The 12,660-nt window shown below is 42.9% G+C and carries 9 protein-coding genes and 1 pseudogene; 5 read left to right on the forward strand and 5 right to left on the reverse strand.

Features of this window, described 5'->3' with window-relative positions:
• Window positions 1-343 precede the first annotated feature (343 nt).
• Window positions 344-1,774, forward strand: coding sequence for a Na+/H+ antiporter NhaA (gene nhaA / locus ACJJIN_RS08730; protein WP_444897729.1), 1,431 nt, complete (start codon window positions 344-346; stop codon window positions 1,772-1,774).
• A gap of 114 nt (window positions 1,775-1,888) precedes the next feature.
• Here the strand turns inward: nhaA and ACJJIN_RS08735 are convergent, their stop codons facing one another.
• The gene (locus ACJJIN_RS08735) at window positions 1,889-2,284 is read right to left on the reverse strand and encodes a universal stress protein (RefSeq protein ID WP_413662467.1); all 396 of its coding nucleotides are present in this window, start codon (window positions 2,282-2,284) and stop codon (window positions 1,889-1,891) included.
• Window positions 2,285-3,179: 895 nt separating this feature from the next.
• Here ACJJIN_RS08735 and ACJJIN_RS08740 point away from each other — a divergent pair.
• Together ACJJIN_RS08740 and ACJJIN_RS23410 are read left to right on the forward strand one after the other, a co-directional pair.
• Window positions 3,180-3,317: a DNA-processing protein DprA gene (locus ACJJIN_RS08740; RefSeq protein WP_444898240.1), complete on the forward strand. Its 138-nt coding sequence runs from the start codon at window positions 3,180-3,182 to the stop codon at window positions 3,315-3,317.
• A gap of 7 nt (window positions 3,318-3,324) precedes the next feature.
• The gene (locus ACJJIN_RS23410; RefSeq protein ID WP_507019903.1) at window positions 3,325-3,588 is read left to right on the forward strand and encodes a DNA-processing protein DprA; all 264 of its coding nucleotides are present in this window, start codon (window positions 3,325-3,327) and stop codon (window positions 3,586-3,588) included.
• Between the two features lie 146 nt (window positions 3,589-3,734).
• Here ACJJIN_RS23410 and ACJJIN_RS08745 read toward each other — a convergent pair whose 3' ends face one another.
• Window positions 3,735-4,565 (reverse strand): glycerophosphodiester phosphodiesterase family protein, encoded by an 831-nt coding sequence (locus ACJJIN_RS08745; protein ID WP_444897730.1) that lies wholly within the window; start codon window positions 4,563-4,565, stop codon window positions 3,735-3,737.
• Window positions 4,566-5,374: 809 nt separating this feature from the next.
• Between ACJJIN_RS08745 and ACJJIN_RS08750 the strand changes: the two genes are divergently transcribed.
• Window positions 5,375-5,653, forward strand: coding sequence for a hypothetical protein (locus ACJJIN_RS08750; protein ID WP_444897731.1), 279 nt, complete (start codon window positions 5,375-5,377; stop codon window positions 5,651-5,653).
• 2,035 nt (window positions 5,654-7,688) lie between these two features.
• Here ACJJIN_RS08750 and ACJJIN_RS08755 read toward each other — a convergent pair.
• The 3 genes and pseudogenes from ACJJIN_RS08755 to ACJJIN_RS08765 all read right to left on the reverse strand — a co-directional run bounded on the left by ACJJIN_RS08755 (window position 7,689) and on the right by ACJJIN_RS08765 (window position 10,606).
• Window positions 7,689-7,940 carry a hypothetical protein gene (locus tag ACJJIN_RS08755; RefSeq protein WP_444897732.1) on the reverse strand — a complete coding sequence of 84 codons (252 nt, stop codon included), beginning with the start codon at window positions 7,938-7,940 and terminating at the stop codon, window positions 7,689-7,691.
• Between the two features lie 301 nt (window positions 7,941-8,241).
• Window positions 8,242-8,889, reverse strand: coding sequence for a GIY-YIG nuclease family protein (locus tag ACJJIN_RS08760; protein ID WP_444897733.1), 648 nt, complete (start codon window positions 8,887-8,889; stop codon window positions 8,242-8,244).
• A gap of 176 nt (window positions 8,890-9,065) precedes the next feature.
• Window positions 9,066-10,606: pseudogene (locus tag ACJJIN_RS08765) on the reverse strand (transposase).
• Between the two features lie 728 nt (window positions 10,607-11,334).
• Between ACJJIN_RS08765 and ltrA the strand changes: the two are divergent.
• Window positions 11,335-12,648 carry a group II intron reverse transcriptase/maturase gene (gene ltrA, locus ACJJIN_RS08770; protein WP_444897734.1) on the forward strand — a complete coding sequence of 438 codons (1,314 nt, stop codon included), beginning with the start codon at window positions 11,335-11,337 and terminating at the stop codon, window positions 12,646-12,648.
• Window positions 12,649-12,660 lie beyond the last annotated feature (12 nt).

Consider the following 12,660-nt stretch of genomic DNA (forward strand, 5'->3'; position numbering starts at 1 on the left):
AAATCCATAGACAATTGATTATTATAGCTAACATAAAAAACTATTATTCTTTACAATCCGAATACACTAAAATTTCATGGCCTTAGACTCAAGCTTGTCACCTTCCAATAAAAAGCGTCATTTAATTTCAAATCATCAACACCCTCAACTTTCTCACACGAAGCAAACAAACCCCCAACAATTGCGCAGGTTTTCTCATTCATCATATTTGCGACCGGCTACCGAGTGACGCGCTTTAATCTAGTTAAAAATACAAGTTCCATGGTAATCTTTGGGCCTGAATTGAGAAAAAACAGCCCTATATTTCTTAGGGTTTATAGCCGATAAAGGAGGATGCTCAACGATGAGTAAAGGGGTTTTAAATAGATTTAAAATTCGCAAAGGAAAAATTTTTGAAGCCCCGCTAGAAGAGGCATTTGGTCGCCTGGTTACTCCTTTTGAGGAATTTATTCATCGCCAAAGCAGCAGTGGTATATTACTAATGCTCTCTGCGCTTATCGCTTTGATTATTGCCAACTCTCCTCTGCAAGAGGCTTACAAGCACCTACTTCATATGCCTATTGCGATAGGTGCAGGAGACTGGACATTTTCCCTTTCCCTGCATCACTGGATCAATGACGGCCTAATGGCCATCTTTTTCTTTCTGGTAGGCTTGGAATTAAAACGAGAGTTTCTTGTGGGAGAACTCTCAGATCTCCGTCAGGCAGTACTACCTGTGATGGCCGCTATCGGCGGCATGGTGGTGCCCGCCCTACTATACAGCTCCCTTAATTTAGGTACCGAAGCCGGTCCAGGCTGGGGTATCCCGATGGCAACAGACATTGCCTTTGCGGTAGGCTGTATTGCACTACTAGGCAACCGTGTACCACGAGCAGTAGTGACCTTTTTGGTCGCACTAGCGATCGTAGATGATTTAGGGGCAATTCTCGTTATTGCCATCTGGTACACAGAGCAAGTAAACATGACAGCGCTCATCGCATCAGGTGGCCTGGTTATAGTGCTCGGGCTTCTCAATGCTGCGGGTATTCGCCGATCCGCAGCCTATGTCTTTGTTGGAGGTCTATTGTGGTACGGACTTCACTCAGCCGGTGTCCACGCTACTCTCGCTGGTGTCATTACCGCTATGGCACTACCTGCCAAGCCAAAATACGATCCTGTAGCATTTAGTACCTTCGTAAAAGATATCATTCGCAGCTTCGACCGCTGCTTCCGCCCAGGCGACAAGATTATCGCTAACGATGATTTACGAGCTCGCGTAATGGGCTTGGGTAATGGCGTGAACTTAGCCCAATCTCCGCTACAACGAATGGAGACTCGCCTGCACATACCGGTCGGGTTTGTAGTGATACCTATCTTTGCACTAGCTAACGCGGGAATTCCGGTCGACAGCTTCAGCAGCTCCGAAGCAGTACTCAACCCGGTCACTCTCGGGGTTATCTTTGGCTTGGTGGTCGGTAAGTTGCTTGGGATTGTAGGGGCCACTTGGGTAGGTTGGAAGCTAGGTTGGGGCCAATTACCCAAAGCGGCGAATTTCCAACATATTGTCGGTGTAGCATTGCTCGCAGGTATTGGGTTCACCATGTCCATTTTTATCGCCGAACTAGCATTTAGCTCGCAAAATGAACTGCTTATTCAGGCGAAAGCCGGCATTCTATTAGCATCGGTTATCGCTGGGACAGCTGGCTTTTTGGTGCTGCGTAATGCTCCCGCCTCAGAAGACAATGAAGTCAAGGGCGAGGAGCCAGATTACCCGGCCCAAGCTACGTCCAACTAAACAGCAACATTCAAAATAGGCCGGGCAAACTCCGGTTGCCCGGCCTACAAAAAGCGTGATCACTAATAAGGAACGAATAGAAGGCAAACTTTAAATCGACTATGGCCCTATAACTTAGATTCGAACCAAAGTTACATCACAATGTGCATAGTTCACTATGCTATTAGCGGTAGAACCAATCAGGGAACTCAAACCTTTCTTGGAGTGAGTTCCCAGAACTATCAGATCCACCTTCCTTTTTTCAGCTTCCTTACAGATAACCTCATAAGGCTTTCCCACTTTAAGGGCCCGATTTCTCTTGCTAACCCCAAAGTCTTCCGTAATCTCCTCAAACTTCGGAATTGCACTCTCTTTCAGCTCTTTTTGATAATCCTTGGGCAGGAAGCTATAAGGCAGCACATTTAAAACTACTAGCTTGCTATCAAATTTCTTAGATAATTCTACCGCTTTAGACAACACATACCTCCCTTCTTGAGACGCTTCTATAGCGCAAAGGATAGTATTGTACATATTCCCCCTCCAGTATATTTGACTAATAACAACTGAACTTATCGAGCACCGATTCCACCACAGCTTAAATGAAAAGAGTTCGAAGCACAAAGAGGAAAAATTAAAAAATCAATCTAATACCACCTATTTTGTATTCAACCCGAGCGGACTAAAACCTCGATTACGGCACAACTCTCAAACAGTCATAGGAGGTCAGAAGTTATCATTTTCTTGACCAAACCTCCCGCGAGCTTTAAAAAATTAAAGGTCGAGGAGATATAAGCAACAAACGAACAGGACACATCTGCGTCGCACGCAAACAATTATTACTATACGATGAACATCTTTATCCACGCAGATGATATCAATAGAATAACTTCCAACTTCAGCAAAATGTATACCTAATAACATCTCATATACAGCCCTAGCTCTCTTCTATTTTGGCACAAGTCTATCTCACAAAAAATCCATTACCAGAAGACACCAATTACAGGGCTTTCTGTTATTTTTAAACTGTCAACTCATCGTTTTCAACAAGTCTCGCCCTAAATCTGATTGTATAACTTAAGGCAACTATGACATTACATTCCCAGCCCCGCACCCAAAACAAAGCTTCATTTCAGAAGCCTACTGTTTCTCCAACAGGATTTGTATTATAAACGCGGGGTCACTCAAAGGCCGAAAGAAACCTGATATGAAAGCCTCATGTGTTGCGGCTATGACTTTTTGTTAGCTGTCTACGCGTTAATGAGATTTGCTAGAAAGTATGGGGACTCTTTTGGCTTGCACAATGGTAGTAGTCAAGATTCAACGTGGTAGTTGCAAATATCCCTATGGACTAGAAGACACTCCCAATTCCCTCTCGACTGTATGTGCACGCGGTAATATTAGCTTACTTAAGTAGCCTAGCATTGCAATAATTGGATCCAGAGATACGACAAAAAATGGAATGAAAATGGCTCAAAAAATGGCCAGCCATATTTCTTCTAGAAACAATGTCGTCGACAGCGGGCTAGCCCTGGAAATTGACACAACAGCCTGTAGAGAATGCTAGCTTCTAATTGCAGTCTCACCGACGGATTGCATACAGCAAACCGAAGGTCGAATTATCGACTAACAATGTAAGTATTAGAAAGTGGAGGCCTGTCGGTATCAGAGCACACCTCCCCAACAGTACTTTTTTTGTATACCGAAATAGATTGCAGCTAGGTCTTTCCCAACCCTCATTAATTGTTGAATCTGAAGTTTCGGTAGGCTCAATGAAGTATGTAGATTTCTGCCTCCAGGCTAAACACAAACTCTTTGTATGCTACTTTTGCCCATAAAGATCGATATCACCGTCTCCTAGGACCTTAAAAAGTCAATAAAGCACTGACTTTTTAAGGTTGAAATTATCAAGTTAACACTAACTTCATTATTCTTTTACAAGAAAATTTCTGTACTCGGCAATTCTGACTCGCATCGAGAAAAATTACCGTTCTCCAGCACTCTCAAGTAGTTGATAAACTCGCCCAGGGAAATCACCAATAATCCCATCTACACCAAGGGATATACTGCGCTCAATGTCATCTATATCGTTAACTGTCCAGAGATCGACGGCCACGCCTTTACTCTGAAAAAAGCGAACATAGGGCTTAGTGGTAATACTGTATGGCAGTTGGGCAACTTCAAAGTCCGGCTTGAAAGCCCATCCAAAGCCCGAACTCCAGGCTAGACTGGCCTCTATAAGTTCACCGATTGTTGCGCTCGTTCTAATCTCTCCCCCACTGATATCACGAAAATGGCCCATAGCCCTATTATGCTGGCTAGCCACAGTAACTTGCTGCTCCATTCTATAGTCAACAATTACTTGCCATAGTATTTCTGATAGGACCTTATTATTTGGTTTAATTTCAATATTAAAAATGGCATTAGGGTAGCTCTCAAATAGCTCATTTAATGTTAAGAGGACGAGCCCTTGGTTTCGGAATGGGTAACTGTCGCCATTATCTAGGGTAAACTCATGCCCAGCATCCAATGCTTTTATTTCTACCAAAGTCAAATCTTCTATTTTATCCGAGACACCTACATTTTTTTTAAGATCTGCATCGTGATTGATAATAATGAACTGATCTTTTGACAAATGTATGTCCAACTCTAGAGTATCAGCCCCCTGCTCCAATGCCATATCAAAAGCCAGAATGGTGCTTTGAGGATACTCACCAGAAGCTCCTCTGTGAGCAAGGATATCAATAGCCAAAACCTTATTATAAGCCATCATTGATAAAACCAGACAAGTAACGATCTTGAGCGCGTTGTTCATTTAGAAGTTTCCTATGTTTTAAGAGAAGAACTATTGCTCAGACACAAACAAAAGCCAATCCAAAATAGATACTACAGAGAAATAGTATTAGGCATACTATTTCCCTCACATACAAAGCACGAATTGACTCATTCAACCTATTTAAACTATATAAGAGATACAAAAGTAACTCTTACAGCCTTCAAGGCTCTTTTTGTTCACGTATACCCAACCAAAGAATCAACCATTAAAGTACTTAAACCTGATTGATAACCCACTCTAAATGCACCCATCTATTTTAAGCAATATCGTACATTAAAATATTAAGTACTAATGCACAAATCTAGAAAATATCGCCACCAAATTCATTAACTAAACAAAGCCTCCATTATCAATTAAGGACATGTCGATCAAGCTTCTGAGTTGGAAATTCTATCCTTTAAGCTAAAAAAAACATTTAGATCAAGCCAGGAAGGTTAAGAGCGGTTGAGAGGACCTGAAAATCCTCCCCCTTCATCTATTAAGGCAAGCAAAATAAAAATATATCGAACAATATAAAGCCTAGAACAATTTAGACCTATTATTCTTGCGCAAACATGTTGCAGATCACGACAAAAACTCTCCTCAAAATGCAAATGCATGTACTGGTTAAGCTTCTATACATAAACAAAAGGGTTAAATTAGAGTGCATGGTTAGTATGTAGGTTTTATAAAAGATAAAACATACTTCTAGCCGAGAAATTAGCCAACCGCGCTTCGGCGTATTTAGCCGACAGCAGCTACCCAAGGCTACCGACTCGGAGCCCAGATTTATAAGTTTGGAGAATCCCATGGAAAGATACGCACTATTTACCGGTACTTATAACCTACTTATGGGTGGAATAAAGGACTTCAAGCGATCATTTCACAATGAGGAGGACGCCTATAAAGAGATAGAACAAATTGCTAAAACTGACCCATTTACTCACTGGGCACAGATATTCGACAAGAGAACTGATAAGGCAAGAATTTTTAATATTATCGATGAAAATGTGATTGAGAATAAAATCAATGATTACCCAAAGCAATCTGCTAAATCAATGGTGAAGGCTGTAACTGAGTTTTGTTAAATAGTATTCAGCCAGCTTGTGAGCCCGCGTAAAGCAGGCTCGCAAACCTTCGCATATATATTATGCACTATCGAATAACAGATACCTATGTGGCTACTCAGTAAATAAAGAGATTTTTACTTTCCAACAATGCCTGGGCACTATCAACCCTACGGGTATCAATTACCAATAGCAGCAAGTATAAAGAAGAAATTACTCCGTTCTTAAAGCTACTTATATGCTTCTGAAGGGTAGCTTCGACACAAGAGTATCCCAACCTACAAAAATTTATAGCGCTAGTAGTCAAATTATGCAGGCCATAGGTGTATCTCTGCGAAACGGAAATTCCATAAAAAAACCACTTAAATGAACTAGCTCAATCTTAATCTGAAACACCCTATGAAAAGGAGGTGTTTAGCGGTTTAGCTGCAAGAACCTAGACCTAAAACCAAAGATAAGCCCGATGATCCATACTAATAATCGCATTATCAAACAAAAAATATGAAGCTCAATCCAGTAAAAGAACTGGGCAATATATCCAAAGCTGATATGATTCAGAATGTATCGAGAGACACCTTTGAGACCGTTTCAATTCGCGACGTAGACGCCCATCTTGAGAATAATCGATGGGTATCCAACCGTAAGAACCATATTGACACAGCCATAAAAAACAGCTTTGACTTATGCCCTCCTCTAGGAGCCTACCCATCGGCAGATTCGAGTCATCAGTGAACTGCGTAAACGCAGTTCACTTGTGTGTCCTCGTGGCGTTCGAAGCATTTGGGTAAGATCAGACTAAAAGATTTCAAACTGAGATTAAAAAGCTTGGAGCTAAGATGGAGAAGAGACTCACCCTCACCGAGCCACAAGTTCAGGCCTTGGCGCGAAAGTAGTATAGGAACAGAGATTAGAAATTTCTTTCTGAAGTTGGATAACCAGCTTGCTTCCAAGCTACTCATAAAAGTCTTCATATCGTATGACAAAAGGGAGTAGGATCAGTTGAGCTTCTTCCCAGCCTCTCTCTTGACAGCAAATTCTATCTGCTACTCTTCACTGCCTACCACCGTACCCAAAAGCTCTATGATCGGCTCCAGTACACCCACCTAGCTAATATTTGAATCTTTTTAACGGGACACCGAGAAAAAAAGCTTTAATATAGATTAAGGCCCAAATTGCCACACCGAAACAGAAACGAAAAAATTCGCATAGGTAAGTTTGTAAGCCCTTAATAAACAAGGAAGAATCTGGGGTGGCCGACGGGGATCGAACCCGCGACCTCAGGAGTCACAATCAAATGTATAACCTTATAATAATCATATAGTTACAATCATCCATGTGTAATTGGTACGGCGGCTCGCACCTCTCATAAACCCCGGAATCACTCAGTCTCTCAATTTTTGCCACACTCACAAACTGTATATTTACACAGAACCTAGACTGCAATCTCTGGCAACTGATCCCGCTGAGTTATATAAGCTAGAGAGCAATGCGATTACCGCATCTTGTTGATACTTTAAGCGCCAAGAACAAGGTAACTCGTCCAAATTTCTGATTAATCTGATCGATGGCCTACATGGTCTCGTCTGATCGTATTCGCTGGCCAGCGGCAAATATATCGCCTTGCCCCAACGAGCGAGGGTAAGCTCTATCAGCCCTACCCCGGCTTTCAGGAATTTATGCCCCTGCTGAAACAATTCTGAAATCACACGCCTTACCAGCTGCACTATTAGCCGTGTGTCATCCGTTGGACATGGGGCTTGTGTCATCTCAAATATCGAAAATGGAAACGGATTTGCAACGAATCCCTGCGGACTTGCTGCCATTATGGTGTGAGCTAGTAAGGGTTACTTTGGCGGAAGTGTGTGAGATTGAGAACCTATACCACTTTGCGAAGGTTCCCTTTCCATTGCTAACAGCCCGACTATATACAAAATTGCCACAGGAGTTTCGCCGACATATGCACCGAGTGATTGAGAGTAGCTACCAACTTCAGAAGGGCTTGCGATAACGTCCAAAGCAGCGCTGCGACCCTTGCTGCCTTCGCAACCTTTGTTAGTTAGGTATTTTCACTGCGCCCTACCTTACGATAGATAATTGCCATAGCAACAGTAACAACCAATGAAACTATCGCACAACCTGCATAGACTCCCGCCGCTTGTTCGTGCCAAACAACGAACCCATCCCAATATCTACCGGTTTCGTTGTATGGCATTTGATGCCACTTCCACCAAATAACTGAGAAAAATACCGTAACCAGCAAACTCAGAGCGAAGCTAATAGCGTAAAACACCTTAGTTGCCTTTAACATAAATGCACCTAACGAGGGGGTAAAAAAGCTCATCCCTCTTTTGTATTGTGCTTCTACGTGAAAAGCAGCCCACTCATCAGTGAAAGCTAAACCAGAATTCACGTAAAATCATCATTTATGGTTGATATTCGATCATATTTGAGAGGACAAATACATACATTAGTTTTTCAGCAGTCCGAAAGCCATTCGCTGTTGCGGCGTACCCTGTGAAGTTTTTGTGCAAAAATAGGAGCGTAACAACCACATAAAATCTGCACAGAGTAGGACGTCAGCCTGCCGCACTTTTTCATGCATTTCATACCTAGTCTGCTTTACGTTCTTTTCGAAACGACTCTACTCTTTTAAGAAGATCTTGCAATTTTTTATCAATACTTGGACATAGTGATTCTATGAGTTCTTTTTTCGATACATATTTTTCGACAATATATACTACTCCATCGAGGACATAGTGATGAGTTTCTGTCTCAGAATCATACTTTACGTGTTTTAGGCGCTTCATTATTTGTCTGGACCCGCGAAGACTTATCCTATTCTCTCTGGTAATAGATATTACATTGAAGTAGTCGGTTGAATTTTCTATGCCGCTTCGCTTGAAACTCTCGAATATATCTACTGACGCCCTTTTTATTCGATCACCACGTTTTATATTTAGCAATGAGTGGCCTTCACAAGTAAACCTTATCATGTGGTACTCCTCATGATCAGAAGCTAACTGTTTATCAACAACCTCTAATACTTCTAAATCCCATCCTTCCTTGAGATTTCTTATTTTTTCATGATATGGATAGCTAGATCCTCTTCTGGCTTCTCCTTCATGCTGCATTTTTCTACGCTCAGGGTTCTCCGTTCTACCTACATAGAAATATTCAGTCTCTGAAGATGCATCAAAGTACGCTTGCCTATCAGGAAACGTTTCTGTTGTGAGTACGTAGATATAGATTTTGCTCATTACTGCTCGTATATACTCTTACGGCGCATAACGAGGATGTAGAAAAACAGTTTTAGAAAAAGCTGTCACTCCTCAGGCTCCTCTAATTAAAATTTCGGGCTAAATTTAGCTATACCACCAAATTTCTTTCATTGTATTAAATTTTGGCGTCTTGACGCCCTTAATTCATCACTCAATCAGTGAATACTGCCATATCTCATCAACTTTTCAATGTTATGTACCAAGCAGAACATCTGCCATTGTCCCTGAACCTTACTTTTTCCTCGTAGCGAGAAGCGATTTAATCGCTTGTTGGTACCAATGTTCCCAAACACAGGCTCGACAACAGACATTCGATGCCCATAAATGGTCTTGCCTTCGATACTATCAACCCGCTTTTTCATCCAGTCAGTGGCTGTCCGTCCGTTTGTCCAAGTTAGGGATACTTGCCTTCCATGCCCTTTTCGAGAGTCGGCAGAATCTGGGTTTCGCATGCACTGATTTTTAAGGCTGCATTTCCTGCAGTCAGTGAGGCGCCCTTCGAACAATAGTTTTTTCTTACCTTCACTGACATGCTCTTCTTTTAACAAGAGCATGGATTTTCCTGCTGAACAGATACAGGTTTTCTTTTTCTTGTTGAATGTAAATTCACTAGCCGGGATAGTCTTTTGGACATTAGCCCTATCTTTTTGATTGCGCTTGCCATACTTGGTTTTTTGCTTTGTAAAAGCTTTATCACGTGAACGGAATTTATTGTCAGGTATGTAGGCATTGATGCCGTTCTCTCGCAGGTAGTTGTAGTTAGCATCGTTGGAGAATCCAGTATCAGCAGTAATGATGACCTGTTTGGCCAAGATGTCTTCATCTATTCCTATATTCTGATAATGGCAATTGATGCCATCGAGAATAGGTTTCAGTGTATGATGTTCCTGGCCCTCTCCAAAGGCCTGTGCTTCAACAACTATCTGATGCTTTCTATCAACTGCGGCAACACCGTTATAGCCCTGGATGGTTCCCTTGCTGGTAGTCATCTTAGATGATTCATTGTCCATGATATTACTTTTTACTTCTTTAGGGTTTTTACCTTGCCCCATCCTGGGGGAGTGATTCTTTAAGAACTGATCAATTTTATCAAAGTGTTTCTGCAGCGTATCCGCCGCTTTAGCTCTTTTTCTTTAGGTTTCCTGCCATCAAGCCTCTTGTGCTCTTTGAGGCAATGTTTGATCTTCTTGCGAATTTTTTCCTGCCTCTGTTCTAGCTCTTTAAAAGTCCCCGAATGTTCTTTGCTAGCATTGGATGGCATCTTGCATCCATCTATTGCGAAAGGTTCGTTGCCAAGCAGCCCCTGCTGATCGCAGACCAGTAACACTTGCTCAAACACCGATTCAATCGCATCAGGATAACTGCTTACGAAACTTGCAATACTAGTAAAATGCGGAACGGTATCGCATGACAGTGCTTTGAAGAGGATATTGTTCTCACATTGCCATTGAATTTCACGGCTTGAGGTAATGCCTTTTGAGTAAGTAAACAATATGATTTTCAGCAGGATAGCTGGATCATAGGCGGTTCGCCCGCCGCTATCCTTTTGATATTTTTTATGGAAGACAGAGAGGTCTATATGATCATCAATCAAATGATGAAGTGTAAATTCAAAGGTTTCAGGTTGTAGTTGTTCTTCGAAATTGATGACGACCATTGCATTTTGGTTGTAATCGTAACGTTTGAAATTGGGCATATGGATAATCTCGACATCAAGACCTCCATTTTAACAAAAAAGCTTCCTTTTAAGAGTTTTTCTACAGTCTGAACGACTACAACAGGGGCGTCCGGAGCGGAGCGTAAGCTGTCCCGCGAAGGGCCAAAGGCCCGTAGCAACCTGCTTGTACTTGGTACGCCCAGCATGGGCGTGAACTAATGGGGTGAAAGTCCCCTGTAGGAGGATCACCATTTAATGGATTCCATTAAATGCTAACTACTAGCGAATGGCAACTGCAATGCCGCGAGGTCTTGTGGGGAGGAAGCCGCTAGCAAAACTACGAGCTGACGGACAGAAACATCATATAAGGCTTAGCCTGGAGGCGAGGCGGCCAAGGACACCGAAGCCATGTGATCTAACGGGTAGAGTAAATGATGCAGTTGTGTAGTGAAAGTTCACGTTCTTATCTGGGGAGATCTGTTTAGCTTGCTCCTGTGAAGCTGTCAGCGTAGCCGCTGACTCATAAGTAGGCCCAACCCGCTAGCCACCATCGCGGGTGTAGACAAAAAATGGTGGGACACAGAAGCGCTTCGGTCAGCAATGATCAAAGTGATTAAACAGAAGTCAGCCGAGGGCATAGTAGCGAAATGCCAAGTTTAATACCTTGGACAGGGTGAAGACCTGAACCCAAAATCCACGAGTTAAAAGACAGGGCTAGCCTACTGATATGTTGCCAGCCGGATATAAAATTGACGTAGCGCATTGCCATGACACTCAACTCAAATGAAAATCTGCTCGAAACCATCCTCAGCAAAGAAAACCTCAATGCTGCATGGAAGCACGTTCGGAGCAATAAAGGTGCCGCAGGCATTGACGGGATTACAGTCGATAACTTTGTGCAGCACTTTAAGGCAGTTGGCGATGACCTTATCGAAACCATTCGGCAAGGTCATTACCAACCGCTTCCTGTCAGGCGCGTCTACATTCGCAAGCCAGATGGTGGCCAGCGTGGTCTCGGGATACCTACGATCTTTGATCGTGTTATTCAGCAGGCTATCGCCCAAATCATCGGTCCCAGTTTCGATAAAACCTTTTCGGAGTTCAGCTATGGGTTCCGCCCAAAGCGATCACGGCATCATGCGGTGAAAAAGCTACAGAAGTATATCGAAGGCGGGAAACGAATAGCCGTAGATGTCGATTTATCTAAGCTCTTCGACCGGGTAAATCATGATTTTCTCATGAGTTTACTTGGCCAAAGAATCAGCGATAAGCGCTTACTCAAACTAATCGCAAGCTACTTGCGTGCAGGAAGTGTAGAAGATGGATGCTGGAAAGGCTGTCATGAGGGGGTACCACAAGGCGGCCCTTTATCGCCGCTGCTCTCCAACATTGTACTCGACCTGCTCGATAAAGAGCAGGAAAAACGCCAACATGATTTTGTTCGCTATGCGGATGATTTTGTGATCGTTGTTGCTTCTAAGCGCGCGGGTGAACGGGTTATGGCGAGTATTAAACGCTTTGTTGAGCGCAAGCTTAAGCTCAAAGTTAACGACACTAAAAGCCAAGTAGTTCCTGTCAGCCGCTGTAAGTTTTTGGGATTCTCTTTTCGCGGTGCAAGGCTTGTCTGGCATGATAAGTCTCTGCTCCAATTTAAATATCGCGTCCGCCAGATCACAAGGCGATCCCATGATATTTCGATGGAAAAGAAACTGAAAGAACTTACCGTATACCTCCATGGTTGGATCAACTATTTTGGGATAGCGCAAGGCTATCAAAAATGTATCGATCTTGACTGCTGGATACGACGAAGATTGAGAATGAGCTACTGGAAAAACTGGCGTAAAGTGAGAACGAAAGTCCGAAACTTACTGCGCGTGGGCGTGAGTGAATCACGGGCTGTCACTTGTGGATCGTCCGGTAAAAGTTACTGGCGAAATGCAAAGACGGAAGGTATTCATATTGCACTCAACAATGAGCTTTTCCAAAAGATGGGATTGGTCTCGTTACGTGATCGCGGGGTAGAAATTCATTACGGAGAGGGAACCGCCCATTGCGGACCCGCACGATGGGTGGTGTGGTAGCCGGTAGCTAGA

Source organism: Microbulbifer maximicatervae (SeqCode) (assembly GCF_052467505.1).

Bases quoted from the DNA above. Each gene is read 5' to 3' on its own strand.
- nhaA (WP_444897729.1), top strand. From the start codon at position 344: ATGAGTAAAGGGGTTTTAAATAGATTTAAAATTCGCAAAGGAAAAATT.
- ACJJIN_RS08735 (WP_413662467.1), bottom strand. From the start codon at position 2,284: ATGTACAATACTATCCTTTGCGCTATAGAAGCGTCTCAAGAAGGGAGG.
- ACJJIN_RS08745 (WP_444897730.1), bottom strand. From the start codon at position 4,565: ATGAACAACGCGCTCAAGATCGTTACTTGTCTGGTTTTATCAATGATG.
- ACJJIN_RS08750 (WP_444897731.1), top strand. From the start codon at position 5,375: ATGGAAAGATACGCACTATTTACCGGTACTTATAACCTACTTATGGGT.
- ACJJIN_RS08755 (WP_444897732.1), bottom strand. From the start codon at position 7,940: ATGTTAAAGGCAACTAAGGTGTTTTACGCTATTAGCTTCGCTCTGAGT.
- ACJJIN_RS08760 (WP_444897733.1), bottom strand. From the start codon at position 8,889: ATGAGCAAAATCTATATCTACGTACTCACAACAGAAACGTTTCCTGAT.
- ltrA (WP_444897734.1), top strand. From the start codon at position 11,335: ATGACACTCAACTCAAATGAAAATCTGCTCGAAACCATCCTCAGCAAA.